This is a genomic window from Amycolatopsis sp. VC5-11 (genome assembly GCF_037034185.1).
Lineage (GTDB): Bacteria > Actinomycetota > Actinomycetes > Mycobacteriales > Pseudonocardiaceae > Amycolatopsis > Amycolatopsis nivea.
Map to the genome: position 1 here is coordinate 275,438 of NZ_JBAGKF010000004.1, position 23,928 is coordinate 299,365.

20 protein-coding genes are annotated in these 23,928 nt (G+C 68.4%); 13 read left to right on the forward strand and 7 right to left on the reverse strand.

Annotation, left to right across the window (positions count from 1 at the left end):
• Positions 1–149 precede the first annotated feature (149 nt).
• Positions 150–1,043 carry a hypothetical protein gene (locus WA670_RS16125; protein WP_336158155.1) on the reverse strand — a complete coding sequence of 298 codons (894 nt, stop codon included), beginning with the start codon at positions 1,041–1,043 and terminating at the stop codon, positions 150–152.
• Positions 1,044–1,522: 479 nt separating this feature from the next.
• On the opposite strand from WA670_RS16125, the gene WA670_RS16130 reads away from it, so the two are divergent.
• The 6 genes from WA670_RS16130 (at position 1,523) to WA670_RS16155 (ending at position 6,678) form a co-directional block, all read left to right on the forward strand.
• Positions 1,523–2,425, forward strand: coding sequence for an ABC transporter ATP-binding protein (locus tag WA670_RS16130; protein WP_336158156.1), 903 nt, complete (start codon positions 1,523–1,525; stop codon positions 2,423–2,425).
• Positions 2,422–3,156 (forward strand): ABC transporter permease, encoded by a 735-nt coding sequence (locus WA670_RS16135; RefSeq protein WP_336158157.1) that lies wholly within the window; start codon positions 2,422–2,424, stop codon positions 3,154–3,156. Before WA670_RS16130 ends, WA670_RS16135 begins: the two co-directional genes overlap by 4 nt.
• Before the next feature lie 54 nt (positions 3,157–3,210).
• A complete protein-coding gene (locus WA670_RS16140; RefSeq protein WP_037811976.1) occupies positions 3,211–3,858 on the forward strand; it encodes a hypothetical protein in 648 nt (215 codons plus the stop codon).
• Complete coding sequence (locus WA670_RS16145; RefSeq protein ID WP_037811975.1) at positions 3,851–4,156, forward strand: transcriptional regulator; 306 nt, start codon at positions 3,851–3,853, stop codon at positions 4,154–4,156. Before WA670_RS16140 ends, WA670_RS16145 begins: the two co-directional genes overlap by 8 nt.
• Before the next feature lies 1 nt (position 4,157).
• Positions 4,158–5,477 carry a DNA polymerase IV gene (locus tag WA670_RS16150; RefSeq protein WP_336158158.1) on the forward strand — a complete coding sequence of 440 codons (1,320 nt, stop codon included), beginning with the start codon at positions 4,158–4,160 and terminating at the stop codon, positions 5,475–5,477.
• 79 nt (positions 5,478–5,556) lie between these two features.
• Entirely contained in the window at positions 5,557–6,678 is a 1,122-nt protein-coding gene (locus WA670_RS16155; protein ID WP_374204444.1) for a CapA family protein, read from the forward strand.
• Positions 6,679–6,691: 13 nt separating this feature from the next.
• On the opposite strand, the gene WA670_RS16160 is transcribed toward WA670_RS16155, so the two are convergent.
• Both WA670_RS16160 and WA670_RS16165 read right to left on the reverse strand, forming a co-directional pair.
• On the reverse strand, positions 6,692–7,837 hold the full coding sequence (locus WA670_RS16160) for an MFS transporter (protein ID WP_238607978.1): 1,146 nt from the start codon (positions 7,835–7,837) through the stop codon (positions 6,692–6,694).
• Between the two features lie 125 nt (positions 7,838–7,962).
• Positions 7,963–8,985 carry a family 2 encapsulin nanocompartment cargo protein polyprenyl transferase gene (locus WA670_RS16165; RefSeq protein WP_336158159.1) on the reverse strand — a complete coding sequence of 341 codons (1,023 nt, stop codon included), beginning with the start codon at positions 8,983–8,985 and terminating at the stop codon, positions 7,963–7,965.
• 515 nt (positions 8,986–9,500) lie between these two features.
• Here WA670_RS16165 and WA670_RS16170 point away from each other — a divergent pair.
• From WA670_RS16170 to WA670_RS16180, 3 genes are all read left to right on the forward strand, one after another.
• Positions 9,501–10,262 (forward strand): bestrophin-like domain, encoded by a 762-nt coding sequence (locus tag WA670_RS16170; protein WP_134732677.1) that lies wholly within the window; start codon positions 9,501–9,503, stop codon positions 10,260–10,262.
• Between the two features lie 3 nt (positions 10,263–10,265).
• Positions 10,266–11,516, forward strand: coding sequence for a DUF6923 family protein (locus tag WA670_RS16175; RefSeq protein WP_336158160.1), 1,251 nt, complete (start codon positions 10,266–10,268; stop codon positions 11,514–11,516).
• Between the two features lie 91 nt (positions 11,517–11,607).
• The gene (locus WA670_RS16180) at positions 11,608–13,167 is read left to right on the forward strand and encodes an esterase-like activity of phytase family protein (RefSeq protein ID WP_336158161.1); all 1,560 of its coding nucleotides are present in this window, start codon (positions 11,608–11,610) and stop codon (positions 13,165–13,167) included.
• 6 nt (positions 13,168–13,173) lie between these two features.
• On the opposite strand, the gene WA670_RS16185 is transcribed toward WA670_RS16180, so the two are convergent.
• Positions 13,174–14,187, reverse strand: a complete 1,014-nt coding sequence (locus tag WA670_RS16185) for an autoinducer 2 ABC transporter substrate-binding protein (protein WP_336158162.1) — start codon at positions 14,185–14,187, stop codon at positions 13,174–13,176.
• Between the two features lie 222 nt (positions 14,188–14,409).
• Here WA670_RS16185 and WA670_RS16190 point away from each other — a divergent pair, with 222 nt between their 5' ends.
• Positions 14,410–14,868: a DUF4396 domain-containing protein gene (locus WA670_RS16190; RefSeq protein WP_037811965.1), complete on the forward strand. Its 459-nt coding sequence runs from the start codon at positions 14,410–14,412 to the stop codon at positions 14,866–14,868.
• Positions 14,869–14,871: 3 nt separating this feature from the next.
• On the opposite strand, the gene WA670_RS16195 is transcribed toward WA670_RS16190, so the two are convergent.
• Positions 14,872–15,555: a hypothetical protein gene (locus tag WA670_RS16195; RefSeq protein WP_336158163.1), complete on the reverse strand. Its 684-nt coding sequence runs from the start codon at positions 15,553–15,555 to the stop codon at positions 14,872–14,874.
• A gap of 157 nt (positions 15,556–15,712) precedes the next feature.
• A complete protein-coding gene (locus WA670_RS16200) occupies positions 15,713–18,589 on the reverse strand; it encodes an AfsR/SARP family transcriptional regulator (RefSeq protein ID WP_336158164.1) in 2,877 nt (958 codons plus the stop codon).
• A gap of 888 nt (positions 18,590–19,477) precedes the next feature.
• Here WA670_RS16200 and WA670_RS16205 point away from each other — a divergent pair.
• Positions 19,478–21,439 carry a S53 family peptidase gene (locus tag WA670_RS16205; protein WP_442893102.1) on the forward strand — a complete coding sequence of 654 codons (1,962 nt, stop codon included), beginning with the start codon at positions 19,478–19,480 and terminating at the stop codon, positions 21,437–21,439.
• Positions 21,440–21,493: 54 nt separating this feature from the next.
• Here the strand turns inward: WA670_RS16205 and WA670_RS16210 are convergent, their stop codons facing one another.
• Positions 21,494–21,688, reverse strand: a complete 195-nt coding sequence (locus WA670_RS16210; protein ID WP_336158166.1) for a hypothetical protein — start codon at positions 21,686–21,688, stop codon at positions 21,494–21,496.
• A 51-nt stretch (positions 21,689–21,739) separates the two neighbouring features.
• Between WA670_RS16210 and WA670_RS16215 the strand changes: the two genes are divergently transcribed.
• Together WA670_RS16215 and WA670_RS16220 are read left to right on the forward strand one after the other, a co-directional pair.
• Positions 21,740–23,257: a recombinase family protein gene (locus WA670_RS16215; protein WP_336158167.1), complete on the forward strand. Its 1,518-nt coding sequence runs from the start codon at positions 21,740–21,742 to the stop codon at positions 23,255–23,257.
• Positions 23,258–23,621: 364 nt separating this feature from the next.
• Entirely contained in the window at positions 23,622–23,810 is a 189-nt protein-coding gene (locus tag WA670_RS16220; protein ID WP_336158168.1) for a helix-turn-helix domain-containing protein, read from the forward strand.
• The last annotated feature ends 118 nt before the right edge of the window (positions 23,811–23,928 follow it).

Here is a 23,928-nt window from a genome sequence, read left to right on the forward strand (position 1 = left end):
AGGCGGTCCGGCACGCAGAGCGGGGGCCGCCCGGTGGCGGGCGGCCCGGAAAGTCGTGCCGGGATCAGGACAGGCGGCAGCGGGCGAAGATCGTCATGAATCCGGACGGTAGTGCGGCTCATCGCGGGGAGCAACCGGATTAACCGGTTTCAGGCTGCCTCGTCGTCGGGCGCTTCCAAGCCCGGCAGCCAGTCGTCGAGCACCTTGCGCAGACGCCGTTTGGTCTCATCGCGCAGCTGGCCGGTGAGCGGGTCCACGCAGTAGCGCACCACCGCTTCGTGCCGTTCCGGAGACTTGCACATCAGCACCGCCAGAATCCGGATGATCGGCACCATCCGCTTGACCAGCACCAGCCAGCCGAACGGCATCAGCACCTTCAGGTGCTTCCAGATGCTGTTCACCGCAGTCCGCACCACGAATTCCTCGAGCGGAAGCCGATCGCTCTCCCTCCGGGACTCCAGGACGAGCCGAGTCACGAGCTCCGGAACTTTGCCGGTCAGTTTCTCGACCGTGGTGAGGCCCTCGGAGAGCACATGCGCCAGTTGCGCGAGCAAGTCGCACCAGAAGTGGTCGGCCAGGGCAACTCTCGTCGTATCCGGGATCGGACCGTGGTGAGCTCGTTCGATGTCACAGAGGACCACATTGGTGAGTGCTTCGCCGAGTCGCTCGACCTGGTCGACCATGCTGAGTATCGGCGGCTCATCCGGGCCTGCTGCGACATCGCCGCTCTCCGCGGCTGCTGGCGGTCGGTCCGCTGCGTCGCCCGGTTCTGAAGCTTGCGACGGAGACTGACCACTCGGTTCTGGCTGACCTGCTGAGGAGTCGGGTACCGCGGTTTCGACGTACTCGACGGCCTTCCTTCCTGATGTACTTCGAGAATCAGCCGAGTGCTGGTGATTTTCGTAGTCGGCGGCAAGCCAGTCGACGATATCAGCGACTGTGGAGCTTATGGCGGCGCTTTTCTTGGGGTAGCTGATCCGACGGTTCTTCGGCCGGTGTCCGACCCAAGCGGCCCGCCATCTCTCGTCGGCACTGTCGCGCAAGTCGTCGCGTCTGCTTGGGGTTTTGTCCCGTGCCAGCGCGACAGCGCCGGTCCAACCGTGTTTGGCACCCGCACACGCCTTGCATGCACAGCGCTGGCTTCCCGCGCGCTCGCAGCTAGCCCAGTGTTTCACCGGTCCCCCTCGGATTCGCGGTAATCCTCGATTGTTCCGGGATGACGGGAAATTTCCCTACCGCTGGTTCGGCGAATTGCACACAGTGCTGCGAAATGGGACGCAATCCGGAATGCTCCTGCATTTCAGTGATCCCGTAGTTCATGTGAGTGAGCGCGGTCGGGCGTTGTGTCCGCACTGGGGGAGGCCCTCGTTCGCCCGTCCGTGGCCCACGACTGGCTGAGCGGGAGGGTTGCTCGGGCGTGGTGTGTGCTTGCCGTCGTGAACGACTCGGCATCGCCTACCACTTTTCAACACAGTCGACTTTGTGTTACAAAGTTCAGGACAGCGAAGCACTGGGGGACGAGATGACGGAAGCGTTCAGGCTGACCGGCCTGGTGAAGCAGTTCAAGCAGGTCCGTGCGGTCGACGGCGTGTCGGTGGCCGTGCGGCGGGGTGAGGTTGTCGCGTTGCTCGGGCCGAACGGCGCGGGCAAGTCGACCACGATTGACATGTTGTTGGGGCTTGCCTCGCCGGACGAGGGGAGTGTGCGGGTGTTCGGCGGTTCGCCCCGGGCGGCGCTCGATTCCGGGCGGCTCGCGGCGATGGTGCAGAACGGGTTCTTGCTGCGGGATGTCACACCGGCCGAGCTGGTGGAGTTGCATCGGTCGATGTTCGAGAATCCGTTGCCGGCCAAGGAGGTTTACGCGCGGGCTGGGATCGGGGAGTTCGCCAAGCGGCGGTGCGGGAAGCTGTCCGGCGGGCAGCTTCAGCGGGTCCGGTATGCGCTCGCGCTCACCGGTGACCCGGAGCTGCTGGTGCTCGACGAGCCGACGGCGGCGCTGGACGTCGATGCTCGGCGTGAATTCTGGGCGTCGATGCACGAGTTCACCGCGGCGGGGCGGACTGTTCTGTTCGCGACGCATTACCTCGCCGAGGCGGAGGACTACGCGGACCGGGTCGTGTTGATGCGGCACGGGAAGGTCGTCGCGGACGGGGCGGTCGACGAGGTGCGCGCGAATGTGTCCGGGCGAGTGATCAGGGCAGTCGTACAGGGCGCTCGCCCGGAAGCCTTGGCCGCGCTCGACGGGGTCGCCAGGGCACGCGTACAGGGCGATCGTACGGAACTGGCCTGCACGGATTCCGACCTGGCGATCCGGGCGCTGATCACGGCGTTTCCCCAGGCCAGCTCGATCGAGATCACCTCCGCGGGGCTGGAGGAAGCGTTCCTCGCCCTCACCTCCGACGAGCCGCAGGGAGCGCTCCGATGAACCTCGTCTACCTCCGCCTGGAGATCCTGCGCATCGTCCGCAGCCCGCAGTTCGCGTTGTTCACCATCGTGGTCCCGCTCGGCATGTTTCTCCTGTTCGGCGGGTTGTTCGGCGACCAGGTCGGGCCGGACGGCATCAAGGCGAGCGTCACGACGATGATCAACATGGGCGCGTACGGCGCGATGAGCGGCGCGTTGTTCACCGGTACCCGCGTCGCGACCGAGCGGACGGACGGCTGGCAGCGGCAATTGCGGCTCACGCCGATGCGCGGGCCCGGCTATCTCGCGGTGAAGATCGCGTCCTCGATGGCGATGGCGTTGCCGGTGGTTCTGGTGATCTTCGTTGCCGGTGCATTGCGCGGGGTGCAGCTCACCGCGGCGCAGTGGCTGCTCAGCGGGGTCTCGTTGTGGCTGGGCGCGCTGCCGTTCGCGGTGCTCGGGCTGCTGCTGGGGTTGTTCGGCAAGGGCGACACGGTCGGCGCGATGACTGGCGCGTTGATGCTCCCGCTCGGTGTGTTCGGCGGGTTGTGGATGCCGCTGTCGATCTTGCCGGAATGGATGTCCGCGCTCGCGCACTTCTTCCCCACGTACTGGCTCGGCCGCGTCGGCACGCTCCCGGTGGACCACGCCGGCGGGCTCGGTCTAGCGGTCGGCGTGCTGGCGGCGTGGCTGGTCGTGCCCGCGCTCGTGGTGGTGCGGCGGTTCCGGCTGGGCCCGGTGAAGGTCGCGTGACGTGTTAGCTTCCGTGCTGCATGCGGGGTCAGTACGGGGGAAGGGCGGTCCGGGGTGAACAACGACGCGGGGGACCCCGTCGAGGACGAAGGCGAGCCGCTGTCCGTGGCGGAATCTCTGGAGCTCATCGCCCGGCAGAACGAACGGACGCGCCGGGAGCTGCGAGTCAGCCCGGCGCGTCTGTTCGCCGTCTGGGCCTTCGCCTGGCTGGTCGGCTGGGGGCTCGTCTACCTCTCCGACGAGCGGTCGGCGGCGCTGCTGCCCGGCTGGGTCGCGGGCATCGTCGTCGCGGTGCTCATGGTGGGCGCGATCGTCTACTCCGCTTGGCACGGCAGCAAAGGCGGCCGCGGGATCCGCGGGCCGTCCCGGCGGATCGGCGCGATGTACGGCTGGGCGTGGATGATCTCGTTCGCCGGGATGAGCCTGATCGACATCCGGATCACCAAACTCCTCCCCGAGGGCTCGGACCTCGTGCCGCTGCTGTGGTCCGGCACGTCGCTGCTGCTGACCGGCGCGCTCTACCTCGCCGGCGGCACGCTGTGGCAGGACCTGCGGCAGTACTTCCTCGGCGGCTGGATCATCGTGTGCAGCGGGGCGAGCGTCCTGGTCGGCGTGCCGGGCAACTTCCTCGTCCTCTCGCTCGCGGGCGGCGGCGGATTCGCGGTCGCGGCGCTGGTCTACGTGGTGCGGCCCCGTGACTGAGCTGCCGGAGCTCGACCCCGTCATCCACGCGCAGGCGCGGCTGCGCGTCACGGTCGCGCTCGCCGGGCTCCGTCCGGCCGACCAGATCACCTTCCCGCGGCTGCAGCAGTTGCTGGAGATGACCGCGGGCAATCTCTCGACGCATCTGCGCAAGCTCGAGGACGCCGAGTACGTCGAGATCACCAAGGCTTACGAGCACCGCACGCCGGTCACTCTGGTGCGGCTCACGAGCACGGGCCGCGCCGCGTTCGAGACCTACACCAAGGCGTTGCAACGGCTTCTGGACGCTGGAACCTGACATGTCTCGCTGGGTCGTGCACTTGGACCTCGACGCGTTCTACGCCTCCGCCGAGCAACTCACCCGGCCGACGCTGCGCGGACGCGCGGTGGTGGTCGGCGGCACTGGGCACCGCGGCGTCGTCGCTGGCGCGAGTTACGAATCCCGCGAGTACGGCGTGCGGTCGGCGATGCCGATGTCCCAGGCTCGACGGCTGCTGCCGGCTGGCGGCGTGGTGCTGCCGCCGCGGTTCCGGTTGTACGAGGTCTTGAGCAAGCAGGTTTTCGACGTCGTCGGCGAGGTCGCGCCGGTGCTGGAACGGATTTCCCTCGACGAGGCGTTCGCCGAACCGCCCGCGCTCGCGGGTGCGTCGGTCGAGCAGGTGACGGAATGGGCCGAGGAGTTGCGGGTGCGGATCCGGGAACGGACCGGGCTGACTGCGTCGATCGGCGCGGGGACTGGCAAGCAGGTCGCGAAAATCGGCTCGGATCGCGCGAAGCCGGACGGTCTGCTCGTCGTGCCGCCGGGTACCGAACGCGAGTTCCTGGCTCCGCTGCCGGTGCGCGCGTTGTGGGGGATCGGGCCGGTCGCGGAAGCGAAACTGCGCACGATCGGTGTTCTCACCTTGGGCGAACTGGCGGCGTTGCCGGAGCCGGACGCGGTGTCGACGCTCGGTGGCGTGGTCGGCCGCGACCTGCGGCGGCTGGCGAGCGGGTTCGACGACCGTCCGGTCGCGGAACGGGGCGAAGCCAAGCAGGTGAGTGCGGAGACGACCTTCGACGTGGACGTGGTCGATCTCGTCCGATTGCGTGCTGAGGTAAGGAAAATCGCGGCTGGCGCGCACGCTCGGCTGGTGAAAGCGGGTCGAGTCGCGCGCACGGTGGTGATCAAGCTGCGGCATACCGACATGAGCACGGTGACCCGCTCCGAGACCACCGCGTCGCCCACCGATGACCTCGAACAGCTCGCGGCTACCGCGGAACGGCTACTGCTCGACCCGCAGGAGTTCGGCGGAGTGCGGCTGGCGGGCGTCGCGTTCAGCGGGCTTTCGGTGCCGCATCAGGACGCGTTGTTCAGCTTGACCGTGCCCGCCGCGACCGAGGAGCCGGTGGTCACTTCGGCGCCGTCGCCGGGCGGGAGCGCGCCGGTGTCGTCGTCGGGATGGCGTCCGGGCGACGACGTGGTGCACGCCGAGTACGGCACGGGCTGGGTGCAAGGCGCGGGGCACGGCCGGGTGACGGTGCGGTTCGAGACGCGCACGTCCGGTCCGGGCGTCGCGCGGACGTTCGACCAGACCGACCCAGCGCTGACTCGCGGCGAGCCCGCCGACTGCCTAGCCTGAGCGTTTCGCCTGGTCACGACCGGGGTGCTAACCCACAAGAGTGATACGGAAGGATGTGCCGGGCAGTCGGGCAAAGGGGATGATCATGACGAACATGCGCCGCGCCGCCGCCCTCGCCGGGGTCGCGCTGATGCTGACGGCGTGTGGGAGCGAAGCCGCCCCGCAACGGCCCTCGGCCGGACCGTCGTCGTCGGCGCCCGCTTCGCCGGACTCGTTCACCGTCGTGGCGACCGGGGACGTGCTGATCCACCCGCGGCTCACCGAGCAGGCCGAGGCGGACGGCGGCGGGAAGATCGACTACCGGCAGCTGTTCGCCGGGGTCAAACCGCTGGTGTCCGGCGCGGATCTGGGGATCTGCCATCTCGAAACGCCGCTCGCGCCGGAAGGCGGGCCGTACAGCGGGTATCCGTCGTTCAGTGCGCCGCCGGAGATCGCGGACGCGTTGAAGGACACCGGGTACGACACCTGCTCCACCGCGTCGAACCACACGCTCGACCAGGGCGCGGCGGGTATTCAGCGGACGCTGGACAAGCTCGACCAGACCGGGCTGAAGCACACCGGGTCCGCGCGTTCGGCGGAGGAGGCGGGGAAACCGCTGATCCTGGACGTGCACGGGGTGAAGGTCGCGCAGCTGTCGTATTCGTTCGGGTTCAACGGGATCAAGCGGCCGGCCGGGAAACCGTGGCTGGCCAACGAAATCGACCCCGACGAGATCCTTTCCGCGGCGCGCGAGGCGAAAGCGGCCGGGGCGGAGGTCGTGATCGCGAGCCTGCATTGGGGCGTCGAATATCAGCACGACGTGACTGCTGAGCAGAAGCAGCTGGCGCAGAAGCTGACGGCGTCGCCGGATCTCGACCTGATCGTCGGGCATCACGCGCATGTGGTGCAGCCGTTCCAGAAGGTCGGCGGCAAGTGGGTGGCGTTCGGGCTCGGCAACGAGGTCGCGCGGCACGACGAACCTCGCGGATCCACGGAGGAAGGGGTCGCGGCCCGGTTCCGGTTCAGTCGGGCGGGCGGGAAGTGGACGGTGGACAAGGCCGAGTACGTGCCAACGCTGATCGACCTCGGGCCGCCGATCCGGTTGCGGGACCTGACGACCGCGCCGCCGACGGAGCGCGGGAAGGAAGCGCTCGGGAACACCGACGAGGTGGTGCTTTCCCGGGGTGCTGGGGATGACGGGTTGAACCGACCGGGGCGGTGACGGTTCCGCGGCTTCAGGCGGCCGACGGCACGGGTGCTTTCAAGAACAACACCAGGCCGCCGGTGATGGTGCCAGCCATCACCAGAATGCCGAGCGCGTCGAATCCGGACCAGGTCAGCAGCGCCCCGCCCAGCGCGGCTCCCAAGAGGTACCCGGTTTGAGTAATCGCGGTCCTCGCGGTCATCATCGCGTCTGTTCGAGTCGGTTCGACCTGTGTGCCGATAAAGCTGGCGACTGGGGTGCGAACTCCGCAGAACGCCGACATGACGCAAAACAGGGCGGCTAGCAGTGCGGCGGGAAGAGGGAGCAAAAAGAGCGCTCCTCCCGTTATCGACATGCCTGCGGAAGAGGTGATGATGGCTGCTTTCGCGCTCGTTCTGGAGAGAAGGTTCTTGACGCGGCTGGAGATGATGAAGAACATGCTGGCGCCGAGACCCAGGCAGACGCCTGCGAGGGTTTCCGACAGCTGACCTCGTTGGATCAAAAGCGGGCCGACGAAAGTCATGGTTGCCGTCCAGGCGGTGTAGGCGGCCAGTTCGGCGAGAATCCACATTCGAGCTGGCTTCGCGGCCAGCAGTTGCCATACTGTTGATCTTTCGCTCTGGTTTTGTGTCTTGGTCGGGGGTACGTATCGTGCGCACCACATGGCGGTCAGGGCAAATCCTGCTGGCAGCAAGAAGGAAAACCGCCAGCTGAGCGTCTGGGCGAACAGTCCGGAAAGAGGGTTGATCGCTACCCAAGCCAGTGAATTCGCCGCTGCCACGAGGCCGAGTGTTCGGACGGGGGACTCGGCGGCAGCGGCACCCGAGAACGAGGCGGAAAGAAGAAACGACACCGCCAAACCGACGATGAGATGTGCTAGCCAGAAAATCCACAGCGACGCGGAAAGTCCTACGACGAGGCAAGCAGCAAGCGAGAGCAGTCCGCCTGTTTGAATTGCTCGCCGTACTCCGATCTTGCTCAACCTCGGGCTGAGCCAGAAAGACGAGACAACTGCCGCGACGGCCGCTACTGCGCGAGCTTGGCTCACCGTGCCTACTGACGCGTGGAACGATTCGGCTATGCGAACCATTGCTGGCGCCAGAACAACCATGAGAGATTGCGACGCCATCGAGGCAAGCATGAGTCCGGCAATGCGACGCGACTCGCGGTTGGCCACTGGCGAACCCTACCGCAGGCGCGGCTTTATCCGCCGCGTCTCAGCGGCCTGCGGAGGCTCGGTATGAGCTCCGAGCGGCAACCCTGGTGAAAGGGTGTCTGCCCGGATGCTGCGGTTTGCTCCCTTCAGTGGTCCCGGCGGGTGATGAGCTGGGCGATCGCGGTCAGTTCGGCTGTCGCGCGGGCGGCTGGGTGGGCGGCGGTGAGGGCGGTCAACGCGTCGGTGAGCAGTTCGTCTGCTTGGGCGTGGCTCCAGGATCGGCCGCCGGCTTCGTCGATCAGGGCCGCGGCTCTCGCGAGGCAGTCGTCGGGCAGGGGCTGTCGGTACAGCATTGCCAGTTCCTGTCCGGCTGACGTGCCTGACGTGAGCGCCGCGACCACGGGGAGGGATTTCTTGCGGCTGCGCAGGTCCGAGTAGACCGGCTTTCCGGTGACTGCTGGGTCTCCCCAGATGCCGAGGAGGTCGTCGACGTGCTGGAAGGCCAGGCCTAGCGATCGGCCGAAACGGCTGAAACGTTCGACGTGTTCGCCGCGGCCTCCGACTACCAGCACGCCGAGGGTGCAGGCCGCGCTCAGCAGGGCTGCCGTTTTGCCTTGGGCCATTCGGACGCATTCCGCCACTTCGACGTTCGTTCGCTGCTCGAACGCCAGGTCCTCGTGCTGTCCGTGCAGCAGGTCCAGCACCGCGGTGCTCAGCAGGCGGGCGGCGGCTGGGCCGTCCGCGGACAGGACGTCGAAGGCCAGTGCGAGCAGGGAATCTCCGGCCAGCACGGCTTGTCCGGTGCCGAACACGGTCCACGCGGTGGGGCGGTGCCGCCGGGTGCGGTCGCCGTCCATGACGTCGTCATGCAGCAGCGAGAAATTGTGGGCCAGTTCGACGGCCACCGCGGCGGGGATCGCGTCTTCCGGGTCTCCGCCGCAGGCTTCCGCGCACAGCAGCACCAGCGCCGGGCGCAGGGCTTTGCCGCCGGAGGCGCTCGTGGCCGTTCCGGTTTCGTCCCACCAGCCGAGGTGGTAGCCGGCGATCCGGCGCATCGACCCGGGCAGCCGGTCGACCGCCGCTCGCATCGCCGGTTCCCAGCGGCTCCGGCTCCAGTCCAGCACCTCGGCCACGGAGCGGGCCCCGGTGCGCGCGTCCACCGTCGTCATCGTTCTACCGCTTCCGGACGCAGCGCGGCGGCCACAGTGGACAGTGCGGAGGGGCTCGGGACGATCACTGCGAAACCACCTAACGTCGAAAACGCCGGAACACGGCGGAGCGGTGTTTTCCGGGAGAGGAATGCGAATGGTAAGCGGCGCCGCGCATCAACTTAGCAAGAAGGATGACCTCGACAATCACTCGATCGGGTAGGCGCGTTCGATTCACCTGTTTGCCGAAGCTCCTTTTCTGACATTGCCGGTGCTGTTGTCCGGTCGACAACGAGAAGCGCGTCACGGTGGGTCTGCTGCCGTAACCCGGTCGAGTGCGCACCAGCGGTATCCGAGGCGTTTCCCTTGCCGAGCAAGAGCAATCGAGGGAACCCGTACCCGGCCCGCTGCTCCGATCCGGCGAACCGCGCGGGCGGTGGACGGCCACCCGGCTGAATCGCGGGTGGCGCCGTTGTCCGTTCCGGAATCGGCTGGATAGCGTCGGCCAGCGTATTCACCCGCGCGAAAGGAACCGGATGAACGTCTACGTGACCGGGGTGTTCTGGGTCGTCGGCGCGGCGATCGCGGCGGCGGTGATCGGCTATCTCGTCCGGCGCTTCGGCTGGGACGAGGGCCGCCGCGACAACAACGACGCCGCGGGCCAGGTGTTCACCATCGTCGGCGGGCTGCACGCGGTGCTGGTCGCGTTCGTGCTGATCTCGCTCTTCGACGCCGTCACGGCCACGCGCGAGGGTTCCTACACCGAGGCGGAGGGCCTGGTCGCCGCCACCTGGTCGGCCGAGGCGCTGCCCGGCGACACCGGCGAGCAGGTGCGGCGCCTGGCCATCGCGTACGCGACGACGGTGTCGAAGCAGGAGTGGCCCCGGCTCATCGACGACGGACCGGTCCCGGACACCGGCTGGACGCAGCTCGACCAGATGCGCCGCGTCGTCGCCAACGCGCAAGCCAGCGACGACTGGACGAACGACCGGAAGAAAGACGCCGCCGCCCAGCTCTGGCAGGTCTACCAGGCCCGGCAGACCCGGCTCACCGGCGCGGAAACCGACGGCGTCGGCTCGGTCATGTGGTTCGCGCTCATCCTCGGCAGCGTCATCTCGATCCTGCTGCCCAACCTCTTCGGCGGCACGCGGATGGCCGCGCACCTGGTGATCGTGTCGACGCTGGCCGGCACGATCGTGCTGCTGTTGTACGCGATCTTCCAGCTGCAGAACCCTTACGCCGGCGGCGCGAACGTGCATCCGGACGCGTTCACCTCGGCGATCTCGCGGCTCGGCTGACCGGTGCGAGGTTCCCGGTACCTGACTGTGGTGGCCGCCGCGGCCGCGGTCGCCGGGCTGCTCGTCGCGTCGGGGTGGCTCGCTCCGGCTCGCCAGCGCGCGGCCGCGACGTCCTGCCGGGTGCTTCAGGTCGAAAGTCGCGACGGGCAGTCGTCCGACATCGTGCGGTTGACCTTGCCCTCCGGTGCGCGACATCTGTTGCACCACAGTCCCTTCGCGCTGAATGCCATCGCGTATTCGGCGGCGCAAGACGTAACGTACGGCGTCGCCGACGGGCGCTTCCGCGACGGCTGGCACGCGGTGCGGATCGACTCCGATGGCGAGTTGACCGACCTCGGCGGGGTCGGCCGCGACACGCACCACGGAGTATGGAGTTGGGTGACTGGCGCGACGGCCGGGGCGATGTCCGGCAACTCCTGGTACGTGAAGCGGGCGACCAGTCTGTACACAGTGGACGTCGACCCGCACAGTTCCGGTTATCTCACCGCGACTGGGCCGGTGTTGCTGCATCCGTGGTGGCTCGCGTCCGGAGTGGACGATTTCGCGTACAACTCCGAAGACGGCCTGCTGTATGGGGTTTCGTCCACGGGCGAGGGCGCGGTGGTCACGGTGAATCCGGTGACCGGGAAGGTCGCGAAGGTGCCGGGGGAGCGGTTTCCGGAGGCGACTTACGGGTCGGTCGTGTTCGGGCCGGACCGCAAGCTCTACGCGACCGCGAACTGGGTCGACGGGCGGAGTGTCACTTACCGGCTGGACGGCGGTTCCGCGGTCGAGGTGAGCACTGGGCCGCCGATGGTCATGTCCGACGGTGCCGGGTGCTTGGCGGAACCCCCGCCGCCACCGCCTCCGCCACCCCCGCCGCCGCCGTCGTCCTCGGCCCCGCCGACGACCTCGTCCACGCCGACGCCACCACCACCCTCGACGTCGTCTGCGTCCCCGACGCCATCGACCTCGGCGAGCCCCACGCCGTCGTCCACCCCACCGTCCTCATCGTCACCGCCACCCATCACGCCGAATCCGGTCACCCCCACCCCGTCCCGGCAACCGCCAGACGCGATCATCCCGCCCATCCCGATGCCGCAGCCCCCGGCGCCGTCGCGCGCCGCCCCGGTGAAGGCCATCCCGAAACTGCCCGAGAAACGTGCGGCGAGAGCACACGACAACGTCAAGAAGCAGCGGCGCTGGGGCATCACCGCGGTCCTGCTGATCGTCGGAGGAGGTGCGGTGGCGGCTCGAGCACGGCGCGCTCGTTAACGCGGCGGTCGTCTCGATGACGGACGCTGTCCAACTCGGCCGTCAAGACTCCCCCAGGCGTCGAAACGACGCCAGAGGAGGAGAAAGCCGAATGAAAAGCGTGAAGATCGGGTTGGTCGCGCTGGTGCTGCCGCTGGCCGCCGCGGGCCCGGCCGAGGCCAAGGGCCGTCCGGACGACCATTACCGGGTGCGGGCCGGGCACACGCTGCAGGTGCGCGGCGACGCGCAGCGCGACGGTGCGGTGGTGCGGCACACCGATCCCGGGCACGGCGCGCTGACCATCGGCCCGGACGGGTCGTTCCGCTACACGCCCGCTGCCGGGTTCACCGGACGCGACACGTTCGCCTACACGGTGAGCGACGCGGTCCGGCTGTACCCGACGGACTTGCCGCCGCTCGGCACTGTCGGCGGCGTCAAGATCACCGGCGGCGGGTACGGGTCTGCGCTCACCCCGGTGCCGGGTTCGCGTGACGAGTTCTACGGGCTCACCGACCGCGGCCCGAACGTCGACGCGCCGGATGGGGCCAAAGTGGAGCCGCTGCCGTCGTTCACGCCCGCCATCGGCAAGTTCCGGCTCAAGGGCGGGAAAGCTGTGCTGGAGCGGAACATTCCGCTGCGCGCGGCCGACGGATCGCCCTACAACGGCCAGGTCAACACTCTGGCGAACACCGGCGAGACCATCGTGGACCGCGACGGCGCGAAACTGCCCGCGTCGCCGAACGGTTACGACTCCGAAGGGCTCGTCGCGCAACGCGACGGGACGTTCTGGGTGTCGGACGAGTACGGCCCTTTCATCACGCACTTCCGCGCGGACGGCCGGGCGATCGAGCGGCTCTCGCCGTTCGACGGGTCGCTGCCGAAGGAACTCAAGAACCGCGTGCCGAACAAGGGCATGGAGGGGCTCGCGCTCACTCCGGACGGCCGGACGCTCGTCGGCATCATGCAGTCCGCGCTGCAGCAGCCGGATCTCACGAAGAAGCCCAGCAAGGTTCCCGCGCTGCGGATCGTGACGGTCGACCTGAAGACCCGCGCCACGCAAGAGTACGCCTACCTGCTCGACAACCCGGACGAGACCGGCACCGCGGTCTCCGAGATCACCGCGCTGTCGGCGACCCGGTTTCTCGTGGACGAGCGCGACGGCAAGGCCGAGCCCGGCGCGTACAAGAGGCTGTTCGAGATCGACCTGAGCAAGGCGACCGACCTTGGACCGGCGGCGAAGGTGCCGGGCGCGACCTACGACGCGGCGAAGGGCGGGCTGCTCGTCGACGGCGGCAAGAGCATCGAGGCGTACGTCGGCAAGGCCACTACCGCGGAGGCTCAGGAGGCGCTGGCGAAGGTCGGGGTGACGCCTGCGGCGAAGAAGCTGTTCCTCGACGTCGGCGGCCTGGTGACCGGGCTCGACCCGAGCGGCGGTTTCTTCGGGCACGACAAGGTCGAAGGCGTCGCGACGACCGACGGCGGCCGCACCGTGGTGATCAGCAACGACAGCGACTTCGGCATCGACGGCGTCGCGAACTCGGCGGCTCCCTACACCCTGCACGCCAAGACTCAGCCGAACGGCCGTCAGGACGACGGCGAGTACCTGAAGGTGGACATGACGAAGCTGCCGGCGCGGACGCGCACGTTGACCGTGACCATTGACGTGCGCTGAGGACCGTCAGTACTTGAACTGATCCACGTTGTTCTGCGTGATCAGCAGGGGATCGCCGAGCAGGACCGTCTGGGTTGCCGCGTCGTAGCGCACCGCGGGGAGCTCCGGGCTCACGTTGTTCTTGGGCCGGAGCGGGGCGCCGGTCGCGAGCTGCTCGGCGGTCCAGGCGGTGAGGTAGCCGAGGGATTCGACGTTCCACAGCACCGTCATGGAGCAGGAACCGTCGACCAGGTACGGCTTCATCGTCTGCGGCGTGCCCGTGCCGACGGTGAAGACCTGGCCGATCTTCTGCTGATCACGCACCGCTCGCGCGATGCCGGGCGTCGCCGTGGTGCATTGGCCGATCATGCCGGTGAGCTTCGGATGCCGGTTGAGGATCTCCTTCGCCAGCTTCGTGGCGGTGGTGGTGTCCTCGTCGGCGTACACCGTCTCGACCAGCTTCGCCTGCGGATAGCGTTGCGCCGCATACGTTTTCTCGGCTTCGATCCACGAGTTGAGGTTCGCCGCGGCGCGCCCGCACGAGACGATGGCGTACTCGCCGGTGCCGCCGGTTTTCTTCATCAGCGAGTCGACCAGCGCCGAACCGATGCCCTCGGCCGTCGTCTGGTTCACGAAGACCTCGCGCTGGGAGCCGGCGGCGTCGGTGTCGGTGGTGAGCACGTGGATGCCCTTCGCGCGCGCCTCCGCGATCGTCGGGGCCAGCTGCGCCGGATCGTTCGGGGCGACCGCGATGACGTCCACGCGTTCGGCGATGAGCTGGCGCAGGATCGCCGTCTGCGCGGCCGGATCGACCGACGCCGGGGCACGCAGGAGCCACTTCGCGCCGAGCCGGTTGGCGGCCGCCATGCCGCCGGCGTTCATCGCGTCGAAGTACGGGATGCCGCCGATTTTCGGCACGAAGGCGATTTTCGCCTGCTCCGGGGGCGAGTCCGACAGAACCGGCGAGCAACTGGCCGCCATCGCCGCCGCGGTCGCCACGAGCGCCGCACCCAGCACGAGCGTTTTGGTCCGCCCTCGCATCCCCCACCGTTCCCCGGCTATGTGACCTGGCAGCCGAAGGTAGGGCCAGTGACGGCAGGGGGTCAACCGAACGCGACCAAACGGTTACGCAAGCGAGTTCAACCGCCGGACGGCGCAGCCTCCTCTCCGTCCGTCGGCTGGTTGACGCGGCGGTGCCGGGCGACAGTCATCACATCGGGCGACCTTGCGTTATTGATACCCCCAAGGGGTATAGTCGCCAGCATGAACGAACACCAGCACGGAGCGTCTTGGTCCACCGCCGCCCAGGCGACGCTGCACTGCCTCACCGGTTGTGCCATCGGCGAAGTGCTCGGCATGGTTCTCGGCACCGCGCTCGGCCTGCACAACGCGGCCACTGTGGTGCTGTCCATCGTGCTGGCGTTCGTCTTCGGCTACGCCCTCACCATGCGCGGCGTGCTCAAGTCGGGCCTCGCGCTCGGTGCTGCCTTCAAGGTCGCGCTCGCCGCCGACACGGTGTCGATCGCGGTCATGGAGGTCATCGACAACACCGTCGTCGTGGCGATCCCGGGCGCGATGGACGCGGGATTGTCGAGCGGCTTGTTCTGGCTGTCGCTGGCGTTGTCGCTCGCGATCGCCTTCGTGGTCACGGTTCCGGTCAACAAGTGGATGATCGGCCGCGGTCGCGGGCACGCCGTCGTGCATGCCCACCACCAGCACTGAGCCTCAGCAGGACGGCACGGCCGCGTCGGCTCGGAGGTAGGCCCCGGACACGTAGTGCCCGGGGCCGATCCGGTTCCAGCGCGTGGTTCCGTCCACCGGATCGCCTTGTACGGAACACTCGATCGGCACCTGCGCGGAGTCGGCGGCCAAGCCGGCCGAGGGCGCGTCGTTGCTCGCGGACGTGCGCACGACCAGCGGGGCGCCGCCGGTCACCACGCCGGTGGCCGGAGCGCTGCCGGTCCACAGGAAAGTGACGTCCACGTAGCTGCTGCCTTTGAGGCCGAGACCGTCCCAGAACGTGCCGTCGGCCAGGTCGAGACCGGCTGGATTGCGCACGGTGCGGCCGCGTTCGTCCTTGCCGCCGTTGAACCCGTCTTGGTACGCCGCTTGCGCTTCCGGCACGCCTTGCGGCAGCGAACCGAACGTCGCGCGCCGGTCGGCGGGGTTCCAGTAATCGTCGTGTTCGTTCCACGGCCCGACATCCCACACCGGCGCGTACTCGCAGCGGGTGCCGTCGGTGCGGCAGACCCGGACGGTGAAGGTCCCTCTTCCCTTCGAGGACACCGTTTTCGTGGACGGGAGCGCGACGAAATGGTCCCGTTCGGTGATCCGGTGCCCGCTCGAAGTGGTGCCGCCGACGAGTCCTTCTCGGGTCGCGTAGAGGCGGTAGGTCAGCGGTCTTTCCAACGCTCTCCTGCCGTGCTTGGGTTTGGCGCCAGCGGGAGCCGGAGTCGACAAAGCGATAACCGCCACTGCGAGAAGGACGTGACCAGCCGCTTTCCTGGTGTTCATCTGCGCATCGTGGCCCGGCGCGCGGGTTTGGCCGCGCAACCGGGCCCGCGCGTCAGGCGGACACGATCCGGTGCGGTCCGGTCTTGCGGGGCTGGTCGTCGACCGGGGTGCCGGCGGATAGTTCGCGGCGGATGGCCCGGGCGCGTTCGGCGTAGCTGCGGGACCGTTCCGGCTGGCTGAGCGCGGAGTGAAGTTCGCCGAGGAGCTGGGACACCTCGGCCTCGGACCGGCGGTCGCCGTTGCGGCGGTGCACGCTCAGCGAGTTCACCAGCAGCAGTTGCGCGTGCGCGAGATCGCCGCTGTACAGGCACAGTGCGCCCAGGTTCTGGTTCGCGTAGCCGACACAGTGGTCGTCGCCGAGATCGGTGAACACGGCGATGGCGCGCGTGACGTGTTCGCGGGCTTCGGCGAGGTTGCCCTCGCGCTGGTTCAGGAGCCCGAGCCGTTGCAGCGCATGGGCTTCCCGGTGCCGGTCGCCGATTTCGCAGGACAGCTCGAGCGCGTCGGTGTACCAGCGGCGCGCGGTCGCGTAGCACTTGCGCGCGACCCAGATCGATCCGATCGCGATCCGGATCACCGCTTCGCCGTGCGGATCGCCCGCCTCGCCGAACAGCCGGAGCGCTTCGTGGCACGGTTCGAGCGCGCGGTCGGTTTTGCCTTGCATCCGCAGTACGGTGCCGAGACCGGCGTACGCCTCGCCGAGCCCTTGCTGGTCGCCGATCCGTTGGTACAGCTCGCGTGCTGCCTCGAAGGCGACCATCGCGTCCGCGTCGTTGTCTTGGTACAGCAGGACTTGGCCGAGGTTGCGCTGAACGACTGCCTCGCCGCGGATCGCGCCCGCCCGGCGTGCCGCTTCCAGTGCGATCAGGTGAGTGGCGTGCCAGTCGTCTTGGTGGCCGCGGAGGTCGAAGTACGGCGTGAGGGCCACGGTGAGCCGCCAGGTCAGGTCGTCGAACCCGCGTTCGGCGGCAAGCGCGACGGCGGCGACGCAGGTGGCGCGTTCGGCGGCGAACCAGGCGGCGGGGTCGGTCAGCAGACGGTCGGCTTCCGGCGGCAGGGCCAGGTCGGTGTCGTCGTGGTACTGGCCGAAGAAGTGGATCGGCATGCGTTCGGCGGCTTCTACTGCCAGCGCAAGGTATCCCTCGAGCACGCGGCCGATCGCGGCGCGGGTTTCGCCGGGCTCGGCCAGTTCCGCGGCGTAGACGCGCAGGAGGTCGTGCAGCCGGTAGCGCGGCTGTCCCGCGACGTCGGTGGCGACTAGCTCCACGAGGTGGGCGTCGACGAGCACGTCGAGGACGTCGTCCGCGGACGGGCGGCTCAGGACCGCGGCGACTGCCCAGGCGGGGAATTGCACGGGGCCCAGTGCGCCCAGGCGACGGAAGGCTGCGGCGGCGGACATCGGCAGGAGGTCGTAGCTCAGGGTCACGCTCGCCCGGACGGCCAGATCGCCGACGCGCAGCTCGTCCAGGCGGCGGTGCTCGTCGTGGAGGCGGTCGGCGAGGATGCGCAACGACCAGGTGGGCCGGTGGGTGAGTTTGGCTCCGGCTACCCGGATCGCCAGGGGCAGATGTCCGCATTGGCGCAGGATCGCCGCGGCGTCTTCGGGTTCGGCGGCTACTCGTTCGTGGCCGACGATGCCTTCCAGCAGCCGCGCGGCTTCCGGCTCGGGCAGGAGGTCGACGTCCACCGGGACCGCGCCGGCGAGGTCGGGCAGGCGGATCCGGCTGGTGACCAGTACGGCGGACGCGCCCGCGCCGGGGAGCAGCGGGCGTACCTGGGCGGCGCTGCCCGCGTCGTCGAGGACGATGCACATCCGGCGGCCGGCGAGCTGGGAACGCAGGAGCGCGGCGCGTTCGGCCAGGTCCCGGGGGAGGCCGGAGTCGGGAATGCCCAGGGCGCGCAGGAGTTCGGCAAGGACGCTCATGGGCGAGCGCGGCGACGACGAGGTTCCGGCGAGGTCCACATGCAACTGTCCATCCGGGAAAACGGTGCGGACGGCGTGCGCTACCCGTACGGCGATTGAGGATTTGCCGATGCCTGGTGCGCCGGAGAGGACGACGATCGTGGGGCGTTCCGCTTCGGCGTGGTGGCGGAGTTTCGCGACCAGGTGCTCGATGACTTCGCCGCGGCCGGTGAAATCGGGCAGATCCAAGGGGAGTTGGCAGATCGGCGGGATTTTGGCGCAGGGGACTTCGAGGGTGGTGCGGAGTTCGCGGAGTGCGGCGCCGGGGCTCGCGGACAGTTCGTCGGCGAGGGTTTGTTCGACCAGTTCGTACGCTTCCGCGGCTTCGGTGGTGCGGCCTGAGTCGCGCAGGGCGGTGATGAGGTGGTGCCAGAGTTCTTCGCGCAGCGGGTGCTCGGTGACGAGGGCGCGGAGTTCGGCGATGACTTCGTTGTGGCGGCCCAGATCCAGGCGGGCGCGCAGGCGTTGTTCCTGCACTGCCAGGCGCAGTTCGTCCAGGCGGGCGACGGTGGGTCCCCAGGTGGGGTCGTGGGGGAGGCCTTCCAGTACTTCGCCGCGCCAGAGGGAGTGGGCTTGGTCCAGCAGGGCCAGTGCGGTTTCCGGGTCGTCTTGGGATTCCCAGGCTTGGGTGGCCAAGCGGGTGAAGACGAGGTGGTCGAGTTCGTCTTCTTCGACGGTGAGGAGGTAGCCCGACGCTCGGCTGGTGATGCGGTCGGCGAGGTCGGGGGAGGTTTCCGCCAGGCGTCTGCGCAGGGAGTGGACGTAGGTGCGGATGTTGGCGGCCGCGGAGCGGGGAGCGGTGGTCGGCCAGAGGACTTCGACCAGGGCTTCGGTGGACACGACGATGTTGGGCTGGAGGGCCAGCGCGGCCAGCAGCAGACGGGGCTTCGGGCCGCCCAGCGGTACGGCCCGGCCCTCGGCGATGACCTCCAGCGGCCCCAGGATCCGGAAGGTCAGCGAAATCAATTTACCCGCCTTGGCGGCAAGGTCCCCATGGTCGGCATGCTAGGAGCGTTTGGGGCGGTTGCCTAGATCCACTGGGGGAGGAATACCCCATATGGGGTGATATCGGGGGTGGATGTTGCTTGGTGTTCGGCTGGGGTGGGGTGAATTGTTTTCATGTGCGGGCCGCGGGCGGCTCGTCGCCTGGCGGCGACATTGGCCTGAGCGTGCGTGGGGCACCCCGAAGCTTGATTGTGCTGACGGTCTGGGGGTGCTTGTCAAGGCGGGAAAGATGCCTTGACAAGCACCCCCAGACCGCAGGGGAGCTTCGTATCGGGGTGCGGGGGAGGGGCTGGGTGCCTCGCTCGTTGGGTGCATCGGTGCGGGTTGGATGGGGTGGGGGCTTGCGCCCCAATGTGGCATTGGGTGCGTGGGATGCACCCAATGTGGCGTTCGGTGCGTGGGATGCACCCAATGCGGCATTGGGTGCATCCCGGGTGGGGTGGGCTGGTCGTGGGTCGTGAGGGTTCCCCTCACGGAATCAGGGTCAATGTGGGTGGCCCACATGGCGGCTTGGGCAATGCGCTCGGCAGATGGGTGAGGTTCTGGTGTTGCTGAATGGGATTGTGCGACCTTCGTAGGTGGTGTTGCTGGCCGTCTAGTGCTGGGAGGGGGTTGTGGGGGAACGGGCATTCTTCTGATTTCTGGACATTCCGCTGTGGACAGTGCGGATGAAACGGACTTTGGTCGCAGTTGTCCCTTTGGTCGCGATGAGGGGAGCAGATAACGGTTCCGCACCGGGGAGCCGGACGCTTCCCTGGCGGGCCGGGCAGTCCTAATCTCGTTCCGGCGGCAGGCGGGGGTCGAGGGGCCGCGCAACACGAGGGAGTTGCTGTGCGTAGAAGCGTCACCATGTTTCTTTCGCTTGCGGTGGTGGGCGGTTTAGCCGCTTCGCCTGCCGTGGCGTCGGCTCAGGGGCGGGCGGACATTCCGCAATCGCACCCGGTTTGGGCCAATCCGCAGTCCAAGGTGGCCGACACGGCCGGGTCGTCCACTATGGACTTTCGGGTTTACTTGAACCTCAAGGACCAGGGCGCGGCCGAGGCCGCCGCTCAGTCGGTGTCCGATCCGAACAGTCGCAACTACCGGCATTACCTGTCGCCGGACCAGGTGCGGGACCGGTTCGCGGCTACCGACCAGACCGTGTCCGCCGTGAAGAACTGGCTGTCCGCAAGCGGATTCGGCATCGGCGAGGTGCCGTCCAACCGGGCGTACGTCGAGGCGACCGGTACCGCCGATCAGGTCCAGCGCGCGTTCGCCGTGACCCTGGGCAAGTACCAGGTCAAGGGGCAGACGTTGCGGGCGGCGGACAAGGACCTGTCCGTTCCGGCTTCGCTGGCGAACGACGTGCTCGGCGTCGTCGGCGTCGACCAGGCGACGAACCTCTTCAAGCCGGACCACACCGACGGTGCGGACCCGACCGCGAAGAAGCAGTCCCGGGCGCAGGCCAGCCCGTCGACCGCGCCGCCAAGCAACGGGTTCCGCAATTCTGGTCCGTGCAGCGCCTACTACGGCGAGAAGACCGACACGACTGACCCGGCGTACAACGGCAAGCAGCTTCCGTACGCGCCGTGCGGCTACACGCCCGCGCAGTTGCGTTCGGCGTACGGGCTGGACCAGGTCGCGAAGTTCGGTGCGGACGGCCGCGGCACCACGATCGCCATCGTGGACGCCTTCGCGTCGCCGACGATCTACGCCGACGCCTCGGAGTACGCCAAGCGCAACGACCCGGCGCACCCGCTCACCCAGCAGCAGTTCAAGCAGCACATCTTCCCGCCGAACCCGGTGCTCGAGCCGCCGGACCAGTGCGACGCTTCCGGCTGGTACGGCGAGGAAACCCTGGACGTCGAGGCCGCGCACGGGCTCGCGCCGGGCGCGAACATCCTGTACGTCGGCGGGCAGGACTGCGAGGACCTGTCGCTCGACACCGCGCTGAACTACGTCGTCGCGGGCCACAAGGCCGACATCATCTCCAACTCCTACGGCGACACCGGCGAGGACATCCCGGCCGCTGAGGTCAAGGTGTTCAACCGCATCTCGCTGCAGGCGGTGCTCGAGGGCATCGGCGTGTACTTCTCCTCCGGCGACAACGGCGACGAGGTCGCGCGCCTCGGCACGCCGTCGCCGGACTTCTCCGCCTCGGCTCCGTGGGTGACCGCGGTCGGCGGCACGTCGCTGGCGGTCGGCAAGGACGGCAAGCGGATCTTCGAAACCGGCTGGGAGACCGGCAAGTCGACGCTGACCGACGGCACGTACGCCCCGGCGTTCCCGGGCGCGTTCAACGGCGGCGCGGGCGGCGGCACCAGCCGGCTGTTCGGCCAGCCCTTCTACCAGAAGGGAATCGTGCCGGACGCGCTGTCCACGAAGAACCAGACCGGCGGCGCGAAGGGCCGGGTCGTCCCGGACATCTCCGCGATCGCCGACCCCAACACCGGCTTCCTGGTCGGCCAGACGCAGACCTTCCCGGACGGCGTCTACTACGACCAGTACCGGATCGGCGGCACGAGCCTCGCGTCGCCGGTGTTCGCGGGCGTGATGGCGGTGGCCGACAGCCTCGACCACTACCACCACGGGTTCATCAACCCGGTGCTGTACCAGCTGACGTCGCGCACGTCGGCGATCCACGACGTGCAGCACGTCGACGGCGCGGTGCAGCGCGTGGACTTCGCCAACGGGGTCGACGCCACGGAGGGGCTGAAGACCTCCGCCCGGGTGCTCGACTACCCGAACCTGACGATCCACACGACCAAGGGCTACGACGACGTGACGGGCCTCGGCTCGCCCAACGGAGTGGCGTTCCTGTTGCTGGTGTGACCGAGGGGTGAAGGAAGGGCCTGCCGGGATTGCCTGGCAGGCCCTTCCTTGCGTTCACGGCACGCGGACCGGCGGATGCCGCAGCGCGCGGACCGCGGGCGAGCGCAGCGGGGACAGCGCGGCGACGGCGATGACGATCCCGCCGACCAGCACCACCTGCGGCGCGCCGAACGCCGCCCCGAGCGGACCGGCCAGCAGTTCGCCGAGGGGGATGCCCGCGTAGGAACCGAAATCGTCGAAGGCGGCCATCCGCGACAGCAGATGCCCGCAGGTGTTTCGCTAATAGGTAGACTAGCACCCATGCCTGACACCGTGCCTGCCGTGTTGCGTTCGATGCGGTTCTACCTGCGTGTTTCGTTCGACCGGTCCGGCCAGCAGCGCAGCCCCGACGAGCAGCGCGCAGACCTGCGGAACGATTGCGAGCGCGAGGGGTTTGCCTGTTCCGGTGGCGACTACACGGACCTCGGCTCGGCGAGCCGGTACGCGGCCAAGCGGCGCGACGACTTTCCGCAGATGCTCGCCGACCTTGAGACGGGCGCGTTCGGCGCGTCGGTTCTCGGCCTGTGGGAGACCTCGCGCGGCACCCGCAAAGCGGGTGAGATGGCGCATCTGCTGGACCTGTTGGCCGAGCGTCGCATCCTGGTGTGGGTGCACACGCACCGACGCCTCTACGACCCCCGGATCGCGCGCGACTGGCGCGCGCTGATGGAGGACAGCGTCCACGACGAGTACTCGTCGCGGGAGACCTCGGACCGCGTCCTGCGCACGGTGGAGGCGGGCGCAGTCCGGGGCGAGGCGTATGGCCAGGCTCCGTACGGCTACCGCCACGTGTTCAACGCCAAAACCGGCAAGTTCGAGGCGCGGGTCATCGACGAGCCGAAGGCCGAGCACGTGCGCACTATGTTCCGCCGGTGGCTGGCCGGTGATACCGCTGTGGCCATTGCCCGCGACTTCGAGAAGAGCGGCGTCACGAAGCCGAGCGGCGGTCCGTTCTCTCCCGCGCACCTGCGAGCCTGGCTGCGCACACCGGCCTACACGGCCTTGCGAGTGCACCGACCGGGGATCGGCTCGACGGGCAGTCGCTCGGCACCGGGCCAGCTTTACGAGGCGCAGTGGGAGCCGATCATCTGCCGAGAGGACTGGCTGACCGTGCAAGCAAAGCTTGACGACCCGGCGCGCAAGAAATTCCGGAGCGGGCGTGCTCGGCACCTGCTCGGCGGGATCGCTCGGTGCAGCGTGTGCGGGGGCCCGATGCATCGTGTCAGCTCCACGGTGTCCCGCCGCCCGAAGTACCGCTGCCTTCCCAAGGGATGTGTGACTGTCTCGTTCGGCGGCCTGAACTCGGCCGTGCGCCGCGTCCTGTACGCGTTCCTGTCCGGCGACGCCTACGCCGACCTGGTGCAGCCGGACGAGGACCGGTCGACGGAGCAGAAGGCCGCCGACCTGAAGCTGAAGGCGGTGCAGGCCGAACTGGCCAATCTGAAGGCCAAGGTGCGGACCGGTGCTCTCACGCTCGATTTCGCGGCAGAGGTTGAGCCAGGGTTGCGCGAGCGGGAAGCATCGGCCCTCGCGGAAGTGGAGCGGCTCAAGCGTCCCGCGTTGAAGGGCTTGCTCGACCCGGGCGAGGACATCGTGCAGCGGTGGCGCGTCATGTCGGCCCCGGCGAAGCGCCAGCTTGTGCGCGCGCTTCTCGTCCCGGAGATCCTGGGGGAGCTGTGGGTGCTGCGGAACCCGGTGAACGGCATCGAAGCACCGGCCCGGGACCGGGTGCACTTCCATCGCGGTGAGGGCTGTTCGACCGGCCCGTGCGCGACGTGACCAAATCGAGACGCGAGCTGGGCCGTCCTGTCCGGCGGCGAGTGCCCCAGGTCTCTGACCTGGGGTTTCTTTTACTCTGAATACGGACCGTATTCAGAGTTTATATGCAGGATCCTGAGTTTGAGCCTAGATGCCACTACCCATTATGGGAGTTAATTGGGTGTCGTAGGTTGTTCGTTAGTGGTGCACGGTGACATCGGCCTGTACATTCGTTTTCGTAAGCGGGAGTACGCAGCGCACCGGAGCAAGCGCCCCCAACCGTTGAACTGGTTGGAGGAATGGCGTGGAAACGGTGCGCGTGCCATTGAAGGCGTTCCGAGAAGGGCGTCTGACTAATTCTGCGTGGCGGGCCTACGTTCTGGGCGTGGCCGAAGGTCGCCCGCTGCGGGCTACCGAAGTCGCCGAGTTGCTCGGCATCTCCGGGGTCCGTGCGCGGCAGGTGCTTCAGGCGCTGGAAGCTGAGGGGCTTGTGGTCCGCGGGCTGATGGAGATGCCGCGCACTCGCCAGCCTGCCGCCACGTGGACGTTCCACGAAGTCCAGGCCGCGTCGTGAGCCCGGCCGATGAGGCGTGGGTCGACGAGGTCGTCCGCAATGCGGGCCCGCTGACCGCCGAAGCGCGATCCGAAATCCGCCGCCTTCTTCCGCCCGCCCCGAAAAAGGAAGCAGATCC